The sequence below is a fragment of the Variovorax soli genome (genome assembly GCF_031454625.1).
GTDB lineage: Bacteria > Pseudomonadota > Gammaproteobacteria > Burkholderiales > Burkholderiaceae_C > Variovorax > Variovorax soli_A.
In genome coordinates, this window is the sequence record NZ_JAVDRF010000014.1 from 103,359 (window position 1) to 128,912 (window position 25,554).

A 25,554-nucleotide genomic window follows, 5' to 3' on the forward strand; every position below is an offset into this window, starting at 1 on the left:
CCTCATGGCGCATGCCGGGCGCCGATTCTGACCGATGCCCATGGGCGCGCTTGAGGGCGCCGCAGTGCTCGGCCAAAGCACAACGAACGTTTGCATGACCCGTTTCGACGACATTCGCCTGCTGCGCGTCAACTATCTGCGCGGCCCGAACCTCTGGACCTACCGCCCCGTACTCGAAGTCTGGCTCGACCTCGGCGCGCTGGAGGACCACCCCTCGAACAAGATCGGCGGCTTCACCGAGCGCCTGACCACGCTGCTGCCGGCGCTGATCGAGCACCACTGCGGCGTGGGCGAGCGCGGCGGCTTCATCCAGCGCCTGAACGAAGGCACTTGGGCTGGCCACGTGCTGGAGCACGTGGTGATCGAGCTGCTCAACCTGGCCGGCATGCCCACCGGCTTCGGCCAGACCCGCAGCACCTCGCAGCATGGCGTCTACCGCATGGTCTTCCGGGCGCGCGACGAACAGGTCGCCCGGGTTGCGCTGGCCGAGGGCCACCGCCTGCTGATGGCGACCATCAACAATGCCCCCTTCGACGCGGCCGACGTGCAGCGCGCGGTCGACGCGGTCAAGGCCAAGGTCGAGGACTGCTACCTCGGCCCGAGCACCGCCTGCATCGTCGGCGCCGCCACCGATCGCGGCATTCCGCACATGCGCCTGAACAGCGGCAACCTGGTGCAGCTGGGCTATGGCGCCAACCAGCAGCGCATCTGGACGGCCGAGACGGACTACACCAGCGCCATCGGCGAGTCGATCGCCAGCGACAAGGAACTCACGAAGACGCTGCTGTCCGGCTGCGGCGTGCCGGTGCCCGAAGGCCAGGTGGTCGCCAGCGCCCAGGAGGCCTGGGAAGCCGCCGAGGACATCGGCCTGCCGGTGGTGGTCAAGCCTTCCGATGCCAACCACGGCCGCGGCGTCTCGCTCGAGCTGAACACCCGCGAAGAGGTCGAGGCCGCCTACGCGGTGGCCGAGCCCGAGGGCAGCGACGTGATGGTCGAGCGCTTCATCCGCGGCCACGAGCACCGCCTGCTGGTGGTGGGCGGCCAGGTGGTGGCGGCTGCCCGCGGCGAGATCATCACGGTCACGGCCGATGGCGAGGCGACCGTTGCTCAGCTGATCGACAGCCAGCTCAACAGCGACCCGCGCCGAGGGGCGGAAGAAGAATTCCCGCTCGACCTGCTGGACCTCGCGACCGACGCCAAGCTGCAGCTCGAACTCAAGCGCCAGGGCCTGGACGCCGCCTCGGTGGCCGAGGCCGGGCGCGTGATCACCATCCAGCGCAACGGCAACATGGCCATCGACTGCACCGACCAGGTCCACCCCGAAGTCGCGCATGCCGCGGTGCTGGCCGCGCGTGTCGTCGGGCTGGACATCGCCGGCGTCGACCTGGTGGCGCAGGACATCGCCCGCCCGCTGGCGGTGCAGGGCGGCGCCATCGTCGAGGTCAATGCCGGCCCCGGCCTGCTGATGCACCTGAAGCCCGCGGTGGGCTCGCCGCGGCCGGTGGGCCGCGCGATCTGCGACCACCTGTTCCCCGATGACGCGCCCGGCCGCATCCCGGTGGTGGGCGTGGCCGGCTCGCGCGGCACCGCCGTGCTGGCGCGGCTGGTCGCCTGGCTCGTGGGCCTGGGCGGCCGCCACACCGGGCTGGCCTGCCGCGACGGCCTGTTCCTCGAGCGCCGCCGCGTCGATGCGCGCGACAGCGCCAACTGGGACGCCGGCCACCGCCTGCTGATGAACCGTGCGGTGCAAGCCGTGGTGATCGAGAACGGCGCCGAAACCATCCTGCGCCACGGCCTGGCCTACGATCGCTGCGAGATCGGCATCGTGACCGACCTGGAAGGCGCCGAAGACCTGGCGGAGTTCGACATCACCGAAAGCGATCAGATGGTCAAGGTGCTGCGCACCCAGGTCGACGTGGTGCTGCCGGAAGGCACGGCCATCCTCAACGCCGCGGACCCGCGCGTGGCCGGCCTGGCGCCGCTGTGCGACGGCGACGTGATTCTCTATTCGGCAGATCCGCAGGCCGAGGCGCTCACCAAGCATCAGCAGACGGGCGGCAAGGCCGTGCTGGTGCGGCAGGACCGCGTGGTGCTGGCCAACGGCAGCAGCGAATCCTTCCTGCCCGGGCTCGGCCGGCTGACCATCTGGCGCGCCACCCACGCGGGCGTCGGACTCGAAAGCCTGCTGGCCGCGGTCGCGGCCGCCTGGGCCATGGGCATCCCGCTGAGCCTGATCGGCGCCGGCGTGGAAGCTTTCGAAGCCGACCTGCAGGCTGCACTGGCCTCGCTGCAGCTGTCCCAGACCCTCCTTTCGCCCCAGCAGCAACTGGCATGACCGCTGCACACCGCCAAGCCTGCCCCGGTGGCCAATAAAACCATGGACGTCACACGCATTCGCGCGCTGCGCGGGCCCAATCTCTGGAGCCGCCACACCTGCATAGAGGCCATCGTCAGCTGCAGCGGCGACGAGAACGCCGTCGGGCGGCTGCCCGGCTTCGAAAGCCGCCTGCGCGCGCTCTTCCCCACCATCGGCGAGCTGCACCCCATCGTGCTCGGCCAGCCGCTGGCGCTGGCCCATGTGCTGGAGAACGCCGCCGTCGCGTTGCAGGCCCAGGCCGGCTGCGCAGTGAACTTCGGCCATACCGCGCGCACCGTCGATGACGGTGTCTACCAGGTCACCTTCCAGTACAGCGAGGAGGCCGTCGGCCGGCGTGCGCTGGAGCTCGCCGGGCAGCTGATCGCCGCGGCCCAGGGGGGCACCGCCTTCGACGCCCATGCCGCCATCACCGAGCTGCGCGACCTCGACGAATCGGAGCGCCTGGGCCCGAGCACCGGCTCGATCGTCGATGCCGCCGTGGCACGCGGCATCCCCTACCGCCGCCTCACCAGCGGCAGCCTGGTGCAGTTCGGCTGGGGCTCGAAGCAGCGTCGCATCCAGGCCGCGGAAGTCGACAGCACCAGCGGCGTGGCCGAGGCCATCGCGCAGGACAAGGAGCTCACCAAGCAGCTGCTCAACGCGGCCGGTGTGCCGGTTCCGCTGGGCCGCCCGGTTGCCAGTGTCGAGGACGGCTGGGCCGCGGCGCAGGAAATCGGCCTGCCGGTGGTGGTGAAGCCGCAGGACGGCAACCAGGGCAAGGGCGTCACCGTCAACATCGGCACGCGCGAACAGCTGGCCGCGGCCTACCACTCGGCTGCGGCCCACGGCGAGGTGATGGTCGAGAAGTTCCTGCCGGGCTTCGACTTCCGCCTGCTGGTGGTCGGTGACCGGCTGGTCGCCGCCGCGCGCCGCGATCCGCCGCAGGTGATCGGCGACGGCAGGCACACCGTGCGCCAGCTCGTCGACCTGGTCAACCAGGACCCGCGCCGTGGCGAAGGCCATGCGACCTCGCTGACCAAGATCCGGCTCGACGACATCGCCCTCGGCCGCCTCGAGGCGCAGGCGCTCGCGCCCGACAGCGTGCCCGCGCTGGGCCAGCGCGTGGTGCTGCGCAACAACGCCAACCTCTCGACCGGTGGCACCGCCACCGATGTGACCGACACCGTGCACCCCGAAGTGGCGGCGCGCGCCGTCGATGCGGCCCAGATGGTCGGCCTGCACATCTGCGGCGTCGACATGGTCTGCGAGAACGTGCTGCGCCCACTCGAGGAACAGCACGGCGGCGTGGTCGAAGTCAACGCCGCGCCCGGGCTGCGCATGCATATCTCGCCCTCCTTCGGCCGCGGCCGCGCGGTCGGCGAGGCGGTGATGGACACCCTGTTCGCCCCTGGCGACGACGGCCGCATCCCGGTGGTGGCCGTGACCGGCACCAACGGCAAGACCACCACCGCGCGCCTGATCAACCATCTGCTTGCCGGCAGCGGCCTGCGTACCGGCATGACCAACACCGACGGCGTGTACGTCGACGGCCGGCAGACCGACAGCGGCGACTGCAGCGGCCCCAAGAGCGCACGCAACGTGCTGCTGCATCCGGACGTCGATGCCGCCGTGTTCGAGGTCGCGCGCGGCGGCGTGCTTCGCGAGGGTCTGGGCTTCGACCGTTGCCAGGTGGCGGTGGTGACCAACATCGGCAGCGGCGACCACCTCGGCCTGAACTACATCACCACGGTGGAAGACCTCGCAGTGCTCAAGCGCGTGGTCGTGCGCAACGTGGCCCCTCATGGCTATGCGGTGCTCAATGCCGCCGACCCCAACGTCGCTGCCATGGCCGCCAGCTGCCCCGGCAGCGTGATCTTCTTCACCCGCGACCGGCAGCACCCGGTGATGGCCACGCACCGTGCGCAAGGCAAGCGCACCGTCTACGTCGACCAGGACACCCTCGTCGCAGCCGAAGGCTCGTGGCGCGAACGCATCGCGCTGCGCGACGTGCAGATCACGCGCAACGGCACCATCGGCTTCCAGGTCGACAACGTGATGGCCGCCGTGGCCGCCGCCTGGGCCATCGGCCTGGACTGGGACACGATCCGCAGCGGCCTGGCCAGCTTCAAGACCGACCCGGCCGGGGTGCCGGGCCGCTTCAACGTGATGGACTACCGCGGCGCTACCGTGATCGCCGACTACGGCCACAACACCGACGCCATGCGCGCCTTGGTGGCCGCCGTCGACACCATGCCCGCGAAGAAGCGATCGGTGGTGATCAGCGGCGCCGGCGACCGCCGCGACTGCGACATCCGCGACCAGACCGCGATCCTCGGCCAGGCCTTCGATGACGTGATCCTCTACCAGGACGCGGCCCAGCGCGGCCGCGCCGACGGCGAGGTCATGGCCCTGCTGCGCCAAGGCCTCGAAGGCGCCACCCGCACCCGCGCCATCGACGAGATCCGCGGCGAGTTCATCGCCATCGACACCGCGCTCGAACGGCTGCAGCCGGGCGACCTGTCGCTGATCCTCGTGGACCAGGTCGAGGAAGCGCTCGCTCACCTGGCGAAGCGCATCGCCGAAGGCTGAAACGCCCAAGGCTGGCCGCATTTCCAGCAACCCTGACAGACCTGTCCGACAAGAAGCCGCGGCCCGGGTGCCGGGCGGCGAACCACGCTGTCCCACAGTCCGGGAGGCCGTTGTCGCCCGACACTGCCTCACCGGGTGGTGCACGCTGCGCCGCCCCGAAAGGAGTGCCTTCATGAACAGGACCATTCGTTCGACCCTTGCACTGCTGCTCGGAGCCTGTAGCCTCGCTGCGCCGGTCTTGGCCAGCGCCCAGGGAGCCGACCCCATCTACATGCGCGAACGCGCCGTCTGCGACGGTATCCAGCAGGATCGCACCGCCTGCCTGCGCGAAGCCGGTGCGGCGCGCCAGGAAGCTCAGCGCGGCGGCCTCACCAGCGCGCCGCCGACGACCTACCAGCAAAACGCGCTCGCCCGCTGTGCGCTTCAGCCGCCAAGCGATCGCGCCGCCTGCGAGGCACGGGTCCTCGGCACCGGCATGACCTCGGTCGAGGGCAGTGTGCTCGGCGGCGGCGTGATCCGCGAGACCGTGACGCCGATTCCTGCACCGGCTCAGTGAGCCCGTCCAGCGACAACTTAAGACCTATGCCGTCACGCGACTGTCACAAAAGGGTAGGTAGGTCTGGCTATAGTTCCGGGTCCATCTGAAGGAACTCAGCCATGAACGCCATCAAGGTCGCCCGCCGCTTCATCGAGACGGACCCGGCCAACGAATCGGCCCAGATCCTCGCCCGCCTGGTCCTGGCGCTCGAATCCGAACGGAGCTTCGAGCTCGTCACGCTCTATGAGCTGGACTACAAGAGCTTCCAGCTGGCAATGGACATCCTGAAGGAATGGCGTCTCGACCGCTACTACGCGAGCAAGTCCAAGCTCTTCGACTTGTCGCTGCAGGTCAGCGAGCTGCCAGGCTGAGTCGGCCCGGCCGGGGTTGCCGTCCGAAGCCGTGACCGAATTCGAACTCAAGTTTCAGGTCGACCCGCAATACCGGGCTGCCGTCGAAAGCGCGGTGGCGCGTGGCAGTTCGCGGCGCGAACGCCTCCAGGCCCGCTACTACGACACCGCCGATGGCGCATTGGCGGCCCAACGCATCATCCTGCGCATCCGCAAGGAAGGACGGCGTTGGGTGCAGACCGCCAAGGCACCGGGCGGTCATCCGCTGGAGCGCCACGAGCACAACGTCGACATCGCCACGCCCAAGACCAGCGATGTGCCGCCGCCGCGCCTGGAGCGCCATGCGGGCACGCCCATCGGCACGCTGATCGACAAAGCGCTGCGGGCCGCCGGACAGGACCCGGCCGAGGCCCAGCTCATGCCGCTCTACGCCACCGACATCCGCCGCACCACGCGCGAGATGCGCACCGGCGATGCGCGGATCGAACTCGCCTTCGACCGCGGCGAGGTGCGCGCGGGCAATCGCTCGTATCCGGTCTGCGAACTCGAGCTCGAACTCAAGAGCGGCAGCCCGCGATCCATGCTCGAGCTGGCGCGGCGCTGGCGCATCCGCTACGGGCTCTGGCTGGACACGGTGTCCAAGTCGGCGCGCGGCGAGCGCCTAGCGAAGGGCATCGAGTACGGCGAGGCCGTCAAGGCCGAGCCGCCCTCGGTGCACGGAGACATGGATGGCCCGCAGGTCTTCCGTGCAGTGATCGGCGCGTGCCTGGCGCAGATGCTCCCCAATGCCAGCGAAGTGGCGGCCGGCAGCCTCGAGGCCGAGCATGTGCATCAGCTGCGCGTCGGCATCCGCCGTCTGCGCACCGCGCTGCGTGAGATGGCAGACCTCGCGCCGGCCATCGACTCCGTCTGGGAGCCCGCCCTGGTGGACGCCTTCCGCGCGCTGGGGCGCCAGCGCGACCGCGAACACCTGCAGAAGACGGTGCAGCCGCAGATCGAAGCGGCCGGCGGTCCGCCGGTGGCCTGGGCCGAACCGGCCGAGCCGGAGCCGGCGCCGGCTGCCGTGGTTCGCGATCGGACCTTCCAGCTCGTGCTGATGAGCCTGATCGCCGCTTCGCTCCCGCCCGACGAAGACGCCGCCGACGCGCCGCCCTCGAAGCAAAAATCCGAGCTGGCCCGCAAGCCGTTGCGCGCGCGCCTGAACAAGCTGCACCGCAAGGTGGTGCGCGACGGCCGGCATTTCGAAACGCTGGAACCGGAGGCGCAGCACCGGGTCCGCAAGCGGCTCAAGCGGCTGCGCTACCTGGGCGAGTTCGTCGCTCCCATCTTCGGCGAAGCCCGCGCCGCACGCTATCTGCAGGAACTGCGGCCGGCCCAGGACGCGCTCGGCGAGCACAACGACGCGGCCGTGGCGATCGACGCCTACCGCAAGGCAGCTGACCATGATGGCAGCGCCTGGTTCGCGGTCGGCTGGCTCTCGGCGCGGCAGGCGCAGAGCGCCATCGCATGCCGGGACGCATTGGACAAGGTGGCGCAGGCGCGCCGCTTCTGGAAATCTTCGTGATGGCCTGTCGAAGGCCGCCCCTGCTGAACGCATGCGCTGCGGCGCCCTGACGACGCCGAGCCACGCCAGGCGAGACGCCCTGTAGCGCCCGAGCGCCGCCCCGAAAAGTTCCGCTTCATTGTTTCCAGCGCGTGAACACCGTGATTCGATTTATCCGGGTTTCCACCTAGTTGGCCGCGGCAAACTCGACACCTATCCAAAGCCACTTCAACAAGGAACGCAAAAATGAACACCTCCAAGATCCTCGCCGCCGCTGCACTGTCCCTGCTGGCCGCTGCCGGCGCCCAGGCCGAGACCTATGAAGGCGTGCAAGCGCCCGTGTCGACGTACAGCCGTGCCGAAGTGAACGCACAAGCCACCGAGGCCGCACGTGCCGCCAATCCCTATGCCGACGGCGCTGCCGCCGGCGTCGCACCGGTCGTCGCCAGCGTGCGTGACCGCTCCGCCGTCGCGGCCGAGGCCGTCGCCACCGCTCACGATTCGACCCAGAACCTGGACCGCAAGGCCTTCGTGAACAGCGTGATCCCGGCGCAGTACAAGATCGAGCGCACCAACACGCGCCAAGCCGGCCTGTAAGCAGCCGCCAGATCCTTCCGAAAAATCGGGCCTCGCGCAAGCGGGGCCCGATTTTTTTTGCCGCTGCACGACCAAGACGCGTCGCTGTCCGACAGCCTGAAGCGCGGACGCCGGCATTGCCGCCGCACCGCCGCGCCTTTACAAAGGGCGGTTCAGGCCCATCCGGCCGTGCTTTCTGCACGGGCCGCGGCCACGAACGCCCAAGGACGCCCGCAGTGCCCCTCACCTCCACCGCCTTCGATGCCCAGGACCGCTACTTCTTCGGCGAGGGCACGCACTCCCGTCTCTACGATCAACTGGGCTGCCACCTGCAAGCCGAAGGCGGCGCCCGATTCGCGGTGTGGGCGCCCAACGCGGCATCGGTCTCGGTGGTGGGGGACTGGAACGGCTGGAATGGCGATGCCCATCCGCTGCAGCCGCAGGACGACAGCGGGATCTGGACCGGCAGCGCCTGTGAGGTTGCGCCCGGCCAGGCCTACAAATACCGCATCCGCTCGCGCCACCACGGCTACCAGGTCGACAAGGCCGATCCCTTCGCCTTCTTCTGCGAGACGCCGCCGGCCACCGCTTCGCGCGCCTGGTCGCTCAACTACGCCTGGGGCGACGACGAGTGGATGGCCACGCGCGCCCCGCGCAATGCGCTGGATGCGCCCATGTCCATCTACGAGCTGCACCTCGGCTCCTGGCGGCGGCGCAATGGACTGTTCCTCGGCTACCGCGAGCTCGCGCACGTGCTGGCCGACTACATCTGCGAGATGGGCTTCACCCACGTGGAGCTGATGCCCGTCACCGAGCATCCCTTCTACGGCTCCTGGGGTTACCAGACCACCGCCTACTTCGCGCCCACCTCGCGCTACGGCACGCCGCAGGATTTCATGTACTTCATCGATCACCTGCACCAGCGCGGCATCGGCGTGCTGCTGGACTGGGTGCCCTCGCATTTCCCCACCGACGAGCACGGCCTCGGCTACTTCGACGGCACCCATCTCTACGAGCATGCCGACCCGAGGCAGGGCTTCCATCCGGATTGGAAGTCGAGCATCTTCAACTACGGGCGCCACGAGGTGCGCAGCTTCCTGATCTCTTCCGGGCTGTTCTGGCTGGAGAAGTACCACATCGACGGCCTGCGGGTCGACGCGGTCGCTTCCATGCTCTACCTCGACTACGGCCGCGCGCACGGCGAATGGATTCCCAACCGCCACGGCGGACGCGAGAACCTCGAAGCCATCGAGTTCCTGCAGACGCTCAATCGCACCGTCTACCGCGAGCACCCCGACACACTCACGATCGCCGAAGAGTCCACCGCCTGGCCGCGCGTCTCCCGCCCCACCGACATGGACGGGCTGGGCTTCGGCATGAAGTGGAACATGGGCTGGATGCACGACAGCCTGGCCTACATGCACGAGGACCCGGTGCATCGCCGGTATCACCACCACGGCATGACTTTCTCGCTGGTCTATGCCTTCAGCGAGAACTTCGTGCTGCCGCTCTCGCATGACGAGGTCGTGTACGGCAAGGGCTCCCTGCTCGGCAAGATGCCGGGCGACAGCTGGCAGCAGTTCGCCAATCTGCGCGCGCTCTTCGGCTTCATGTGGGGCCATCCGGGCAAGAAGCTGCTGTTCATGGGCGGCGAGTTCGGCCAGCGCCGCGAATGGACCCACGATGGCGAGCTCGAATGGTGGGTCGCCGCATTGGAGGGCCATGCGGGGCTGCAGCGCTTCATGGCGCAACTCAATCGGGTCTACCGGGCGACGCCGGCGCTGTACGAGCTCGACTTCTCCGGCGAAGGCTTCGAATGGATCGTGGCCGACGATGCGGAGCACAGCGTGTTCGCCTTCCTGCGCAAGCCTCGCCAAGGCCCACCCCTGCTGGTCGTCAGCAACATGACGCCGGTGCCGCGCCCCAACTACCTGCTGGGCGTGCCCAAAGGCGGCTTCTGGCGCGAGCGCCTCAACAGCGATGCCAGCGAATTCGGCGGCGCGGGCTGGGGCAATTTCGGCGGCGTCGAAGCCGCGCCCGTTCGTGCGCACGGCCGCATGCACTCCCTGTGCCTGACCCTGCCGCCCCTCTCCACCTTGATCCTGGAGCACGACTCCCATGCCTAAGGCCGCCGCATCGCCCGCTCCGAAGATCGAACGCGCGGACGGCGAGGACGGCCGCGTGCGCGCCGTCATCGATGCCGTGCTGCCCAGCGTCGATGGCGGCCGCTTCCCCGTGAAGCGCGTGGCCGGCGAGGCCCTGCGCGTGCAGGCCCACTGCTTCGCCGACGGCCACGACGTGCTGCGCGTGCTGCTGCGCTGGCGCGCCGAAGCCGATGCGGACTGGGCCGAGCTGCCGATGAAGCCGCTGGGCAACGACGTCTGGGAAGCCGAGTTCGCGCCGCCCGCCGTCGGCCGCTACCGCTACACCGTGACCGCCTGGGTCGATGCCTTCGAGTCCTGGCGCCATGACATGGCGCGCCGCATCGACCCGGAGGACATCCGCATCGCCTCGCAGATGGGTGCGCAGGAAATCGCCGCTGCTGCCGGACGCGCGAAGGGCGCCGACGCCCAGGCGCTGGCACGCTGGAGCAGCGAGCTGAAGACCGCGGCGATCGAAAACAGCATGGAGGCACCGGCGCTCAAGGCCCTCGCGCTGGACGAGCCCCTCTGCGCGCTGGCCGAACGCTATCCCGATCGCCGGCTGGCCACACACCACGGGGCGGAGCTCCCGCTGGTGGCCGATCGCGAGCGCGCCCGCTTCAGCACCTGGTACGAACTCTTCCCACGCTCCACGGCGCCCAAAGGCGACCGGCACGGCACGTTCAAGGACGTCGAGGCGCGCCTGCCGGCGATCGCGGCCATGGGCTTCGACGTGCTCTACTTCCCGCCCATCCATCCGATCGGCCGCATCCAGCGCAAGGGCAAGAACAACACGCTCGCGGCGCAGCCCGGTGATGTCGGCAGCCCCTGGGCGATCGGCGCCGAGGAAGGCGGGCACAAATCCATCCTCCCCGAGCTGGGCACCCGCGAGGACTTCCAGCACCTGCGGGCCGAAGCGCAGCGCCATGGCCTGGAGATCGCGCTCGACATCGCCTTCCAGTGCGCACCCGACCACCCTTACGTCAAGGCCCATCCCAGCTGGTTCCGCTGGCGGCCCGACGGCACCGTGCAGTACGCCGAGAACCCGCCGAAGAAGTACCAGGACATCTACCCCTTCAACTTCGAGACCGAAGACTGGCAGGGCCTGTGGACCGAGCTCAAGAGCGTGTTCGAGCACTGGATCGACGAGGGCGTGAAGATCTTCCGCGTCGACAACCCGCACACCAAGGCCTTCCCGTTCTGGGAATGGGCGATCACCGAGCTCAAGCGCGAACATCCCGACGTGCTGTTCCTGGCCGAGGCCTTCACGCGGCCCAAGGTGATGCACCGGCTCGCCAAGCTGGGCTTCTCGCAGTCTTACACCTACTTCACCTGGCGCAACACCAAGCAGGAGCTCACCGAGTACTTCACCGAGCTCTCGCAGGGCCTCGGCAGCGAGTACTTCCGCCCCAACGTGTGGCCCAACACGCCCGACATCCTGCACGAGCGGCTGCAGGGCGGCGAGACCGCCGTCTTCATGGCGCGACTGGTGCTGGCCGGCACGCTGGCCGCGAGCTACGGCATCTACGGCCCGGCCTTCGAGTTGCGCGTGCACCTGCCGCGCGAGCAGGGCAGCGAGGAATACCTCGACTCCGAGAAATACCAGCTGCGCCACTGGAACCACGACGACCCGCAAAGCCTCGCGCCCTTCATTGCGCGGGTGAACCACATCCGGCGGGAAAACCCGGCCCTGCATTCCGACCGCGGCCTGCGCTTCTTCTCGATCGACAACGGCGAGCTGCTCGCCTACGCCAAGCGCTCGGCGGACGGCGACAACGTCATCGTGACGGTGGTGAACCTCGACCCGCACAACGTGCAGACCGGCTGGCTCGAACTGGACCTGGACTTCATCGACTGCGAACCCGCGCACCCCTTCCAGATGCATGATCTGCTGAGCAACCAGCGTTTCCTCTGGCAGGGCAGCCGCCATTTCATCCGGCTCGATCCGCACAGCGTGCCGGCCCACGTCTTCGTGGTGCGGCGGCGCGTGCGCGACGAACGCGACTTCGATTACTTCCTGTGAGGGCTGGCATCCATGAATGCACCGGTATCGCATCTGCTCCTGGAGACCGTCGAAATCGACAGCAGCGACGATCCACAGTGGTACCGGGATGCCGTCATCTACCAGCTCAACGTCAAGGCCTTCTTCGATTCGAACGACGATGGCTACGGCGACTTCAAGGGCGTCACCGCCAAGCTCGACTACGTGAAGGACCTGGGCGTCAACACGATCTGGCTCATGCCCTTCTATCCGTCGCCGCTGCGCGACGACGGCTATGACATCGCCGGGTACGAGGACGTGCACCCCCACTACGGGACGCTGGCCGACTTCAAGATCATGCTGGACGAGGCCCACAAGCGCGGCCTGCGCGTGATCACCGAGCTGGTCATCAACCACACCTCCAGCGACCATCCGTGGTTCCAGGCCGCGCGCCGCGCGCCGCCCGGCTCGCCCGAGCGCGAGTTCTACGTCTGGAGCGACACCGACCAGCTCTACCAGGGCACGCGCATCATCTTCACCGACACCGAGACCTCTAACTGGGCCTGGGACCCGGTGGCCAAGGCCTACTACTGGCACCGCTTCTTCAGCCACCAGCCCGATCTCAACTTCAACAATCCGCAGGTGCTGGAGGCAGTGTTCAAGACCATGCGCTTCTGGCTGGACATGGGCGTGGACGGCTTTCGCCTCGACGCCATCCCGTACCTGTGCGAGCGCGACGGCACCAGCAACGAGAACCTGCCCGAGACCCACGCGGTAATCAAGAAGCTGCGCGCCGCCATCGACGCCCAGTACAAGAACCGTTTCCTGCTCGCCGAGGCCAACATGTGGCCCGAGGACGTGCGCGAGTACTTCGGCGACGGCGACGAGTGCCACATGGCCTACCACTTCCCGCTGATGCCGCGCATGTACATGGCCATTGCGCAGGAAGACCGTCACCCCATCGTCGAGATCATCCAGCAGACGCCCGAGATCCCCGAGGGCTGCCAGTGGGCCATCTTCCTGCGCAACCACGACGAGCTGACGCTGGAGATGGTGACGAGCAAGGAGCGCGACTACATGTACCTCATGTACGCCGCCGACCTGCGCGCGCGCATCAACGTCGGCATCCGCCGCCGGCTCGCGCCGCTGATGGAAAACGACATGGACCGCCTCAAGCTGATGAACGCCATGCTGCTGTCGATGCCGGGCTCGCCCATCATCTATTACGGCGACGAGATCGGCATGGGCGACAACTTCTTCGTCGGCGACCGCAATGGCGTGCGCACGCCCATGCAATGGAGCCCGGACCGCAACGCCGGCTTCTCGCGCGCCGATCCGCAGCGCCTCTACCTGCAGCCGATCATGGACCCCATGTACGGGTACGAAGCCCTGAACGTCGAGGCACAGGCGCGCGACGCCAGCTCGCTCCTGAACTGGACGCGGCGCATGCTCGCCGTGCGCAAGACCAGCCGGGCCTTCGGCCGCGGCCGGCGCGTGTTCCTGAGGCCCGGCAACCGCAAGATCCTGGCCTACCTGAGCGAGTACGAGGACGACACCATCCTCACCGTCTTCAACCTCTCGCGCGCCGCGCAGCCGGTGGAGCTGGACCTCTCGGCCTACAAGGGCAGCATCCCGGTCGAGATGCTGGGCCGCACCTCCTTCCCGCCGATCGGCGAGCTGCCCTACCTGCTGACGCTGCCCTCCTACGGCTTCTACTGGTTCCGGCTCGCGCAGGATGCCGAGATGCCCAGCTGGCACCAGGAAGGCGTGGGCCTGCAGGACCGTCCGACGCTGGTGCTCTTCGACGGCTGGACCAGCTTCTTCCGCGACCGGGTGATGCCCTGGCGCATCGGCATGGCCGAACGCATGCTCTCCCAGTTCGAGACCGACACGCTGCCGCGCTTCATCGAGATCCAGCGCTGGTACGGCGCCAAGGGCTCGGCCGTCTCGCGCGCCCGACTCATCGATCATGCGGTGTGGGACGGCGACGGCTTCAGCTGGATGCTGCCCCTGGTCTCGCTGGACGGTCCTGCGGAGGATTCGGCCTACTTCGTGCCGTTGGCACTGGCCTGGGAGGAGCAGGACGAAGACCGCTTCAACCGCCTGACGCAGGCCGGCGTCGCGAAGGTGCGCCAGCAGGCCAACGTCGGCGTGATGGCCGACGCCTTCTACGACGAGGCCTTCTGCCGCGCCATGGTGCGTGCCGTGCGCGACGGAATGGAGCTGCCTGCCGCCAAGGGACGCTTGCGCTTCACGCCCACCGGGGCCTTCCGCCGCATCGACGCCGACCTCGATGCGATGCCCGTCGGCCGCCCGGGTGCGCAGAGCAGCAACACCGTCGTGACCTTCGACGAGACGCTCTTCCTCAAGGCCTACCGCCGCCTACGGGAAGGCATCAACCCCGAGGTGGAGATGGGCCGCTTCCTCACCAGCGTCGCGCAGTACCCGCACTGCGTGCCGGTGCTGGGCGCGCTCGAATACATCGGCGACGACGGCCGCACCGCGACCCTGGCCATGGTCCAGCGCTACGTGACCAACCAGGGCGACGGCTGGGTCTACACCCTGGGCTATGTGGAACGCTTCCTCGAGGAGCTGCGCACCGGCGCCGACACGCTCGTCGACGTCGGACCGGCGCAGGCCCATGGCGGCTACGTGGCGCTGATGCAGGTGCTGGGCCGCCGCACCGCGGAGCTGCACCTCGCGCTGGCGCGCGCCACCGGCGATCCGGCCTTCGATCCCGAGCTCCTGGCCTCCGAGGACATCGAAGCCATGCGCGAACACGCGGCCGCCGACGTCACGGCGACGCTGGCCCTGCTGCGCGAGCGCCTGCCGCAGCTGCCTGCACCCGCGCAGGAAGACGCGCAGGCGCTGCTCGCGAAGGAAAGCCGGCTCGCGGCACGCGCGGCCGCCGCGATCGACAACGGCCACGGCGTGAAGACGCGCTACCACGGCGACTATCACCTGGGCCAGGTGCTGGTGAGCGACAACGATTTCGTGATCATCGACTTCGAGGGCGAGCCGACGCGCAGTTTCGACGAACGCCGTGCCAAGGGCTCGCCGCTGCGCGATGTCGCGGGCATGCTGCGCTCCTTCAACTATGCGCGCTGGTCGGCGCTCAAGCGCGTGGCGCAGAACGCGGACGAGCTGCAGCGCCTGGAGATGCCGGTTCGCCAGTGGGAGAAGACCAGCCGTGAGGCCTTCCTCGCCGCCTACCTCAGGACCATGGAGGAGGCCGACCCCGAGATGCCCGTGGACCTGCAGCTGCTGGACTTGTTCGAACTCGAAAAGGCGCTGTACGAGCTGCGCTACGAACTGAACAATCGCACCGACTGGGTCCAGGTCCCGCTGCAGGGCCTGCTGGCACTGGCGGCCCGCGACGCCGCTTCCTGACGAACGCCCCACGCGCCTGCGCGCCAACCGAGAGATACATCATGGAAAGCTTCGGAATCCACCTGGAGCCCCTGCGGGCCGTCCTGTTCCAGATCGGCGCCTTCCTGCCGCGACTGCTCTTTGCGCTGGTGGTCGTGGTGGCCGGCTGGCTGCTCGCCAAGCTGGCGCGCTTCACCGTCGTGAAGGGGCTGCACGCCATCAACTTCAACGTGCTCACCGAGCGCGCGGGGCTCGACGGCTTCATGCGGCAGGGCGGCATGCGCGGCGACACCACGACCCTGTTCGGCATCCTGGTGTACTGGCTGGTGATCCTGGCCTCGCTGCTGATCGCCTTCAACAGCCTGGGGCTCACCTACATCAGCGACCTGATCGGCAAGGTGATGTGGTTCGTGCCCAATGTCTTCGTCTCGCTGCTGGTGCTCGCCTTCGGCTCCTACTTCGCGCGCTTCGTCGGCGACACGGTCACCGCCTACGGCCGCAACATCAAGCTGCAGGACGCCGTCTTTCTCGGCAAGCTGGCGCAGTACGCGATCATGGTGTTCGTGGTGCTGATCGCGCTCGACCAGATCAAGGTCGGCGGCGACATCGTGCGCGAGAGCTTCCTGGTCATTCTGGCCGGCGTGGTGTTCGCCCTCGCCCTGGCCTTCGGCCTCGGCGGCAAGGACTGGGCGGCCGAGCGCATCGAGCAATGGTGGCCGCGCGAGCACAAGGACCCGGCCGAGCGCATCGAGGAGCGCAAATTTCGCCGATGAAAACCAACGACCTGATCACCGCGGTCTGGCCCGGACGCCCCTACCCGTGCGGCGCACACTGGGATGGCGAAGGCGTCAACTTCGCCCTCTTCTCGCAGCACGCGACGAAGGTGGAGCTGTGCATCTTCGACGAGAAGGGCCGTCACGAGCGCCATCGCATCACCGTGCGCGAGCGCACCGACGACATCTGGCACTGCTATCTCCCCGAGGCCCGGCCCGGCCTGGCCTACGGCTACCGTGTGCACGGCCCCTACAAGCCGGAGGAAGGGCATCGCTTCAATCCGCACAAGCTGCTGATCGACCCCTACGCCAAGGACCTGGTCGGCCAGCTGCGCTGGAGCGATGCGCTGTACGGCTACACCGTGGGCAGCAAGCGGCAGGACCTCTCCTTCGACCGGCGCGACAGCGCGCCGCTGATGCCCAAGGGCCGGGTGCTCGAACCGGCCTTCACCTGGGGCGACGACCGGCGGCCGAAGATCGCCTGGCAGGACATGGTGATCTACGAGATGCATGTGCGCGGCTTCACCATGACGCACCCGGACGTGCCGCCGCAGCTGCGCGGCACCTATGCGGCGCTCGGCTCCGCGCCCGTGGTCGACTACCTCCGGCGCCTCGGCGTCACCACCGTCGAGCTGCTGCCGGTGCACGCCTTCCTCAACGACCATCACCTGGCCGAGAAAGGCCTGCAGAACTACTGGGGCTACAACACCCTGTGCTACTTCGCGCCCGAGATGCGCTACACCGCCTCGCTCAAGGTCAAGGAATTCAAGACCATGGTGAAGACGCTGCACACCGCCGGCATCGAGGTCATCCTCGACGTGGTCTACAACCACAGCTGCGAGGGCAACCAGATGGGGCCGACGCTGTCGCTGCGCGGCGTGGACAACGCCTCCTACTACATCACCAACGCCGAGAACCGCCGCTTCTACGACGACTTCACCGGCTGCGGCAACACCGTCAACCTCGAGCATCCGCGCGCCCTGCAGCTGGTGATGGATTCGCTGCGCTACTGGGTGGAGGAGATGCATGTCGACGGCTTCCGCTTCGACCTGGCGGCGGCGCTGGCGCGTGAATCGGGCAAGGTGGAAAACCTCGGCGGCTTCTTCGATGCCATTCGCCAGGACCCGACGCTCAACCGCGTGAAGCTGATCGCCGAACCCTGGGACCTGGGCCACGGCGGCTACCACGTGGGCAACTTCCCCTACGGCTGGGCCGAGTGGAACGACCGTTGCCGCGACGGCGTGCGCGCCTACTGGAAGGGCGACAACGGCACCCTTGGGGAGCTCGCGCAGCGGCTCACCGGCTCGCAGGATCTCTACGGCTGGTCCGGCAAGCGGCCCGATGCGAGCATCAATTTCGTGACCGCGCACGACGGCTTCACGCTACACGACCTGGTCTCCTACAACGAGAAGCACAACGAGGCCAACGGCGAGGGCAACCGTGACGGCAACAACAACAACGTCTCCTGGAACTGCGGTGTCGAAGGGCCGACGGACGACCCGCAGATCCTGGCGCTGCGCGAGCGGCAGAAGCGCAACCTGCTGGCCACCTTGCTGCTGTCGCAGGGCGTGCCCATGCTGCTGGCCGGCGACGAGCGCGGCCACACGCAGCAGGGCAACAACAACGTCTACTGCCAGGACAACGAACTGGCCTGGCTGGACTGGCGTCCCGACCCCGGCAACGAAGCGCTGACCACCTTCGTGCAGCGCCTGGTCGCGCTGCGGCGGGCCCATCCCAGCTTTCGCCGCCGCAACTTCTTCCACGGCCAGCCCATGGAGGGCAGCACGGTCAAGGACGTGTGCTGGCTGCGGCCCGATGGCCACGAGATGACGCCGGAGGACTGGAACGACGGCAACGCCCGCAGCCTGGCCATGGTGGTCTCGGGCCTCGGCATCACGGACCGCGGGCCGCGCGGCGAGACGCTGCGCGACGACGACTTCCTGCTGCTCTTCAACGCGCACCACGAAGCCCTGGAATTCAAGCTGCCGGTGGAGCACGGCCCATGGCGGCTCCTGCTCGACACGGCCACCGGCGTGCTGCCGCCCGAGGACAGCCTGTGCGACCTGCCGCAGGCATGGACGCAGGACAGCTATCCCCTGCAGCCCCGCTCCTTCGCGCTGCTGAGCCGCGCGACGCAGCCGCCATCCGTTCCACAACAGGTACCGGAATGAAGCAGGCGCACGCCATGCCCTTCGGCGCCAGCCTGCTGGCAGGCGGCGGCGTGCGCTTCGCGCTGTGGGCACCGGCCGTCGATCAGGTCGTCCTGGAGCTCGGCGCACAGCAGCCGGCCTCGCACGCGATGCGGCGCGACGCCGGAGGCTGGCACCGGCTGGAGCTGCCCGACGCGGGGCCGGGCGATGCCTATCGCTTCCGCCTGCCTGACGGGCTGCGCGTGCCCGATCCGGCCTCGCGCTTCAATCCCGAGGACGTGCACGGGGCGAGCCAGGTGATCGATCCGAAGGCGCACGCCTGGCAGCACGCGCACTGGCGCGGCCGCCCCTGGGAAGAGGCCGTGCTCTACGAGCTGCACGTCGGGACCTTCACCGTCGAGGGCACGTACGCCGCAGCCCGGGCGCGGCTGCCGGCGCTTGCCGAGCTGGGCATCACCGCGATCGAGCTCATGCCGCTGGCCGATTTCCCGGGCAAGCGCAACTGGGGCTATGACGGCGTGCTGCCCTTCGCGCCTGCTGCAAGCTACGGCACGCCCGATGCGCTCAAGGCCCTGGTCGACGCCGCGCATGGCCTCGGCCTGATGGTGCTGATCGACGTGGTCTACAACCACTTCGGGCCGGAGGGCAACTACCTGCACGCCTACTGCCCGCAGTTCTTCAACCCGAAGCACCAGACGCCCTGGGGCTCGGCCATCAACTACGACGGCGAAGGCGCGCGCACGGTGCGCGACTTCTTCATCCACAACGCGCTCTACTGGGTCGAGGAGTTCCGCTTCGACGGCCTGCGCATGGATGCGATCCATGCGATCCGCGACGACTCGCCGCTGCACATCGTCCAGGAGATCTGCCAGGCGCTGCACGCCGGTCCCGGCCAGGAACGTCATGTGCACGTGGTGCTCGAGAACGATGCCAACCAGGCCTCCTTCCTCGCCCGCGATGCGCGTGGCCGGCCGCCTTGCGCCACGGCCCAGTGGAACGACGACCTGCACCACGCGGCCCATGTGCTGACGACCGGCGAGACCGACGGCTACTACGCCGACTACGCCGACGACCCGGTGGCGCAGTTCGGCCGCGCGCTCGCGCAAGGCTTCGTCTACCAGGGCCAGCCCTCGGCCTTCCGCGGCGGCGAGCGGCGCGGCGAGGATGCCAGCCGCCTGCCGCTGGCCGCCTTCGTCTCCTACCTGCAGACCCATGACCAGGTCGGCAACCGCGCCTTCGGCGAACGCATCCAGGCGATCGGCGAGGTCGGCCTGGTGCGTGCCGCCTGGACCTGCCTCGTGTTCTCGCCCCATGTGCCGATGCTGTTCATGGGCGAGGAGTTCGAAGCCTCCACCCCCTTTCAGTACTTCTGCGACTTCGGGCCCGAGCTGGCGAGCGCAGTGGCGAAAGGCCGGCGCGAGGAGTTCGGCCGCTTCAAGGCCTTCGCCGACGAAGCGGCCCGGGCCCGCATCCCGGACCCCAATGCCGAGTCCACGTTCATGGCTTCCAAGCTGCGCTGGGAGGAATGGGACGATCCCCTGCACGAGGCCTGGCGCATCCAATTGGGCGAGATGCTGGCGCTGCGCCGGCAAAGGCTGGTGCCGCTCTTCGCCGGCCAGCGCGGCGCGGGGCGCTTCCAGGCCGAGGACGGCCTGCTGCGCGTGGCGTGGACGCTGGCCGACACGACGCGCGGCCTCGAGGGGCCGCGCCTGCACCTGCTCGCCCATTTCGGCGAGGGGCCGGTCGAAGGCGTCGCGCTGCCGCCGGGCGAGCTCCTCTACGCCAATGCCGTCGAGCGCGACGGCAGCGGCACGCTGCGCGTGGCGCGCGGCGGCGTGTTCGTGGCGCTGCAGGAGCCCGGCCTTGCCTGAGGGCGCGCGCGAGGGCGAATCGGAAGCGATCGCCCGGCTCTGCGCGCACTTCGGAATCGCGCTCGATTACCACGACATCTGGGGCGCGCACCGGCCGGTGCCGCGCGAGACCCTGCTGGCGCTGCTGGCCGAGTTCGGCGTGGGGCTGCACGATGGCGTGCAGGCCGACGAGGTGCTGGAGGCCGCGCGACGCGCGCAGTGGTCCCGCGGATTGCCGCCGGTGCAAGTGATCCTGGCCTCCCGCGCCGACTGGTCCTTGATCGTGCGCGTGCCGGCATCGATGGCCCGCCTGCGCTGGCAGCTGTGCAAGGAGGACGGGACGCAGCTGCAGGGCGAGACCGACGCCGCCGCGCTGCCGGAGACCGCCGGCATCGAGCTCGACGGCGAGCGCTGGTGCGAGCGCCGGCTGCCTTTCGTCCAGGCCCTCCCGATGGGGTACCACCAGCTTCGCATCGACGGGCTCGAGGGCGAGACCCTGCTCGTCAGTGCGCCCGAGCGCTGCTGGCGCCCGGCTGCGCTGCGCGAGGGCGGGCGTGTGTGGGGCCCCGCGCTGCAGCTGTATTCGTTGCGCTCGCACCGCAACTGGGGCATCGGCGACTTCAGCGATCTCACGCAACTGATCAAGCAGATGGCGCCGCGCGGTGCCGACGTCATCGGCCTCAATCCGCTGCATGCGCTGTTCCCGCACAACCCGGCGCATGCGAGCCCCTACAGCCCGTCCTCGCGGCGCTGGCTCAATGTGCTCTATATCGACGTCGAGGCGGTCCCGGACTTCGACGCCTGCGAGCCCGCGCGCCGGCTGGTGGCCTCGCTCGAATTCCAGAACCGCCTCGCGGCGCTGCGCGAGCTGCCGCTGGTGGACCACGCCGGCGTTTCGCGCGCCAAGTTCGAGGTGCTGGAGCTGCTGTTCGCGCACTTCCGTGCCAAGCACCTGTCGGAGCACGGCGGCGGCGCAAGGGACGACACCGGCTCCGCCTTCCTCGCCTTCGTCGCCGCGGGCGGCGAATCGCTGCGGCGCCACGCGCTGTTCGAGGCGCTGCAGGCGCACTTCCACGAGGCCGACGCAGCGGTCTGGGGCTGGCCGCTCTGGCCCGAGGACCACCGCGATCCGAACAGCCCCGCCGTCGATGCCTTCGCCCGGCAGCACGCCGGGCGCGTGCAGTTCCACCAGTACCTCCAGTGGCTGGCCACCGGCCAGCTGGCGCGCGCCAATGCGCACTGCAAGGCGCTCGGGCTGGGCATCGGCCTTTACCTCGACCTCGCGGTGTCGAGCGACCGCGGCGGCTCCGACGTCTGGAGCGAGGGCCCGCTGTTCGCCGCCGAGGCCAGCGTGGGCGCGCCGCCCGACGAATTCAATCCCGGCGGCCAGGGCTGGGGCCTCCCGCCGCTGCGGCCCGACCGCCTGCGCGCCGGGCGCTACCGCTTCTTCATCGACACGCTGCGCGCCAGCATGCGCCATGCCGGCGCGCTGCGCATCGACCATGTGATGGGGCTGATGCGCCTGTTCTGGATTCCCGCGGGGCGCAGCGCGCGCGAAGGCGGCTACGTGTACTACCCGCTCGAAGAGATGCTGGCGATCGTCGCGCTCGAAAGCCAGCGCCACCGCTGCCTGGTGATCGGCGAGGACCTCGGGACGGTCGCCCCCGAGGTGCGCGAGGCGCTCGCGCGCTTCGACGTGCTCTCCTACCGTCTGCTCTTCTTCGAGCGCGAGGGCGATGGCGCCTTCAAGCCCGCCGCCGCCTATCCGGCGCAGGCGCTGGCCGCGGTGAGCACGCACGACCTGCCGACGCTGGCCGGCTGGTGGACCGGCGAGGACCTGCGCCTGCGCCTGCAGCTCGGCCTGATTTCCGACGAGGCGCAGCTCGAGCAGCAGCTGCTCGATCGTGCGCGGCATCGCGTCCAGCTTCTGCTGGCCGTGCGGCACGCCGGCCTGATGAGCGCCGAGGACATCGCGCAGGCCACCGCCGAGCCGCAACCGTCGCCACGCACGGTCGAAGCCGTGCACGCCTTCCTGGCCGAAGCGCCTTCGTTGCTCATGATGGTGCAGCTCGAAGACGTGCTGGGCGTGGTCGAGCAGGCCAACATGCCCGGCACCACCAGCGAGCAGCCCAACTGGCAGCGCAAGCTGCCGGCCGACCTGCAGGCGCTGGCGGCCAGCGACGCGATGGAGTCGCTCGCACGCACGCTGGCCCGCCTGCGGCCGCGCGCGAGCCTCGCCTCGGCACAGCACGCGTCGATGCAGGCGCGCATTCCGCGCGCGACCTACCGGCTCCAGTTCCACAAGGGCTTCGGCTTCGACGATGCGATCCGTGTGCTGCCCTACCTCGCACGCCTGGGCATCAGCCACGTGTATTGCTCGCCGATCCAGCGCGCCCGCGCCGGCAGCATGCACGGCTACGACGTGGTGGCGCACGACCAGGTCAATCCCGAGCTCGGCGGGCGCGAGGGCTTCGAGCGCTTCGTCGCGGCGCTGCGCACCCACGGCATGGGCCAGTTGCTGGACCTGGTACCCAACCACATGGGCGTGATGGGTGCCGACAACGCCTGGTGGATGGACGTGCTGGAAAACGGCCCCGCATCGCGCTACGCCCTCCATTTCGACATCGACTGGCTGCCGCTCAACCCCGAGCTCGCGGGCAAGGTGCTGGTGCCGGTGCTGGGCGACCACTACGGCGACGTGCTCACCAGCGGCGACCTCGTGCTGCGCTTCGAGGAAGGCAGCGGCAGCCTCGCCGTGTACTACTTCGAGCACCGCTTTCCGCTGGCGCCCGAAAGCTACCCACGGGTGCTCGGCGGGGCGGCGGCGCAGCTCGAGGAGGCGACGCTCTCGGCCCAGCTGGCCGGCATCTCTTCCGCCTTCGGCCGCTTGCTGGGGCGCGATGCGAGCGACGACACGGCACGCGCCGAGCAGGCCCGCGACAAGGAGCTGCTCAAGACGCAGCTGGCGCAGCTCGCCGCACGCCAGCCGGCCGTCGCGCGCGCCATCGTCGCGCGCGTGGCCGAGCTCAATCTGCCGAGCGCGCGCGACGAGCTGCATGCCCTGATCGAGGCGCAGGCCTGGCGGCTGGCCTACTGGCGCGTGGCCGGCGACGACATCAACTACCGGCGCTTCTTCGACATCAACTCGCTGGCGGGGCTGCGCATCGAGCGCGAGGAGGTGTTCGAGGCCACGCAATCCTTCGCGCTCGACCTGACGGCCGCCGGGCAGGTCGACGGGCTTCGCATCGACCACCCGGACGGCCTCTACGACCCGGCGCGCTATTTCCGCCAATTGCAGGAAGGCTATGCGCGACGCGCCGGCCTGGTGCTGGCCGAGCGCGATGCCGACGGACGGCCCGCGCGGCCGCTCTACGTGGTGGCGGAGAAGATCAAGGCCGAGGACGAGGAAGTGCCGGAGGACTGGGCGGTGCACGGCACCACCGGCTACCGCTTCGCCAACGTGGCGAACGGCGTGCTGATCGACACCGGGGCAGCGGAGAAGTTCGAGAAGGCGTGGCGCAACTTCACCGGCGTTCGCGATGGCTTTCAGGCCCTGGCGCGCGCCGGCAAGCGCGACATCATGCGCAGCGCGCTGGCCTCGGAGCTGACCGTGCTGTCGACCGAGCTGCTGCGCATCGCGCGCGCCGACCGCGGCACGCGCGACTACACCTTCAACGCGCTGCAGCGCGCACTGGGCGAGGTCGCCGCCTGCCTGCCGGTCTACCGCACCTACATCATCGAAGCGCCCTCCGCGCAGGACGAGCGCTTCATCACCTGGGCCACGCGCGAGGCGCAGCGCAACAGCCGCGAGGCAGACCTGACGATCTACGACTTCGTGCAGCAGACGCTGCTCGGGCGCGCCGTGCCCGGCGCCGACGAATCGCTGCAGCGCCGGGTACTGCACCTGGCGATCCGCTTCCAGCAGTTCAGCGCACCGGTCACCGCCAAGGGCGTGGAGGACACCGCCTTCTACCGCTACTTTCCGCTGAGCGCGCTCAACGAGGTGGGCGGCGAGCCGGCCCGTTTCGGCATGACGGTGGCGGAATTCCACGAGGCCAGCGCCGACCGCGCGCAGCGCTGGCCGCACACGATGCTGGCGACCTCCACCCACGACAACAAGCGCTCCGAGGACGTGCGCTGCCGCATCGACGTGCTGTCCGAGATGCCGGCCACCTGGCGCCTGGCGCTGCGGCGCTGGCGCTCGCTGACGCGGCCAATCCGCAAGCGGCTGGAAGCCGTCGGCGCGCCGGCCGGTGCGCCGTCGTCCACCGACGAATACCTGCTCTACCAGACGCTGCTGGGAACCTTGCCGCCGGGCGGGCTGGACGAAACGACCCGCGAGCCCTATGCCGAGCGCATCGTGCGCTACATGCAGAAGGCGGCGCGCGAGGCGAAGCTGCAGACGCGCTGGACCAATCCCGACGAGGCCTACGAGAAAGCGCTGGAAGACTTCGCGCGCGCGCTCCTGAGTCCGAGGGCCGATCCGCGCTTCGTCGACGACCTGCAGACGCTGGCCCGCACGCTGGCCTGGTTCGGCGCGCTCAACAGTCTCTCGCTCGTGCTGCTGAAGTTCGCGTCACCCGGCGTGCCGGACCTGTACCAGGGCAACGAGCTCATGGACCTGAGCCTGGTCGATCCGGACAACCGGCGGCCCGTGGACTACGCGCTGCGCGCGCGCTGCCTGGACGAGCTCGAGGCGCTGGCCAGGACGGACGACCTGCCAGCCCGCATCGCCGCGCTGGTGCCCGACGCCGCCCGCGACGGACGCGCCAAGCTGTGGGTCGTCTGGCGCATGCTCTCGCTGCGCCGCGAGCACCCCGCGCTGTTCCACGAAGGCGACTACTGCGGCCTGCCGGCCGAGGGCGCGAAGGCCTCGCACCTGGTGGCCTTCGCGCGTCGCCACGGGGACCAGTGGCTGGTGTCGATCGCGGCGCGGCTGTTCAGCTCGCTGGCCGCTTCGGGCGAGCCGCCTCTCGGCGAGCTGTGGGGCGACACGGTCGTGCGGATGCCGGAAGCGGCCGAGGGCCTGCGCTTCGAGAACGTGCTGACTGGCGAGACGTTCGTGGTGCACGGCGGCGCCCTCCGCGTCTCGGCCGCCTTCGCGCATTTTCCGGGTGCGGCGTTGTGGTCGAAGCCCTGAGGGGATCGGCGCTCGAGCGGCTTGCATGGCCCGCTTGGCCTCGTGACTGCTACCACCGCACGCGCAGCCCCACCGAGGCATCGAGCTGCGACTTCACGCGGGCGTCCCCGCCCGAGGCCCACAGCTTGCCCACCTCGCCGTAGAGGCTGGTCGATTCGCTCAGGCCCAGGGTGAAGCCCGCGGCGAGTTCGGTGGAGG

General features: G+C 69.3%; 13 protein-coding genes. All 13 read left to right on the forward strand.

Going from position 1 to position 25,554, the window contains the following annotated elements:
* Positions 1-94 precede the first annotated feature (94 nt).
* Positions 95-2,335 (forward strand): cyanophycin synthetase, encoded by a 2,241-nt coding sequence (locus tag J2739_RS24735; RefSeq protein ID WP_405053944.1) that lies wholly within the window; start codon positions 95-97, stop codon positions 2,333-2,335.
* 42 nt (positions 2,336-2,377) lie between these two features.
* The gene (gene cphA, locus J2739_RS24740; RefSeq protein ID WP_309906638.1) at positions 2,378-4,945 is read left to right on the forward strand and encodes a cyanophycin synthetase; all 2,568 of its coding nucleotides are present in this window, start codon (positions 2,378-2,380) and stop codon (positions 4,943-4,945) included.
* Positions 4,946-5,117: 172 nt separating this feature from the next.
* A complete protein-coding gene (locus J2739_RS24745) occupies positions 5,118-5,501 on the forward strand; it encodes a hypothetical protein (protein WP_309906640.1) in 384 nt (127 codons plus the stop codon).
* A gap of 101 nt (positions 5,502-5,602) precedes the next feature.
* On the forward strand, positions 5,603-5,854 hold the full coding sequence (locus J2739_RS24750; protein ID WP_309906642.1) for a hypothetical protein: 252 nt from the start codon (positions 5,603-5,605) through the stop codon (positions 5,852-5,854).
* A 31-nt stretch (positions 5,855-5,885) separates the two neighbouring features.
* Positions 5,886-7,397, forward strand: coding sequence for a CYTH and CHAD domain-containing protein (locus J2739_RS24755; protein WP_309906644.1), 1,512 nt, complete (start codon positions 5,886-5,888; stop codon positions 7,395-7,397).
* Between the two features lie 225 nt (positions 7,398-7,622).
* A complete protein-coding gene (locus J2739_RS24760; RefSeq protein WP_309906646.1) occupies positions 7,623-7,973 on the forward strand; it encodes an alpha/beta hydrolase in 351 nt (116 codons plus the stop codon).
* Between the two features lie 215 nt (positions 7,974-8,188).
* Positions 8,189-10,078, forward strand: coding sequence for a 1,4-alpha-glucan branching protein GlgB (glgB, locus tag J2739_RS24765; protein WP_309906648.1), 1,890 nt, complete (start codon positions 8,189-8,191; stop codon positions 10,076-10,078).
* Entirely contained in the window at positions 10,071-12,116 is a 2,046-nt protein-coding gene (locus tag J2739_RS24770; RefSeq protein WP_309906649.1) for an alpha-1,4-glucan--maltose-1-phosphate maltosyltransferase, read from the forward strand. The genes glgB and J2739_RS24770 overlap by 8 nt, the downstream gene beginning before the upstream one ends.
* Before the next feature lie 12 nt (positions 12,117-12,128).
* Positions 12,129-15,464: a maltose alpha-D-glucosyltransferase gene (treS, locus tag J2739_RS24775; RefSeq protein ID WP_309906651.1), complete on the forward strand. Its 3,336-nt coding sequence runs from the start codon at positions 12,129-12,131 to the stop codon at positions 15,462-15,464.
* 41 nt (positions 15,465-15,505) lie between these two features.
* Positions 15,506-16,216 carry a mechanosensitive ion channel family protein gene (locus J2739_RS24780; RefSeq protein ID WP_309906653.1) on the forward strand — a complete coding sequence of 237 codons (711 nt, stop codon included), beginning with the start codon at positions 15,506-15,508 and terminating at the stop codon, positions 16,214-16,216.
* Positions 16,213-18,387, forward strand: a complete 2,175-nt coding sequence (gene glgX, locus J2739_RS24785; RefSeq protein WP_309906655.1) for a glycogen debranching protein GlgX — start codon at positions 16,213-16,215, stop codon at positions 18,385-18,387. Before J2739_RS24780 ends, glgX begins: the two co-directional genes overlap by 4 nt.
* Positions 18,384-20,237, forward strand: a complete 1,854-nt coding sequence (gene treZ / locus J2739_RS24790; protein ID WP_309906656.1) for a malto-oligosyltrehalose trehalohydrolase — start codon at positions 18,384-18,386, stop codon at positions 20,235-20,237. Before glgX ends, treZ begins: the two co-directional genes overlap by 4 nt.
* Positions 20,230-25,356, forward strand: a complete 5,127-nt coding sequence (locus tag J2739_RS24795; RefSeq protein ID WP_309906658.1) for a malto-oligosyltrehalose synthase — start codon at positions 20,230-20,232, stop codon at positions 25,354-25,356. Before treZ ends, J2739_RS24795 begins: the two co-directional genes overlap by 8 nt.
* Positions 25,357-25,554 lie beyond the last annotated feature (198 nt).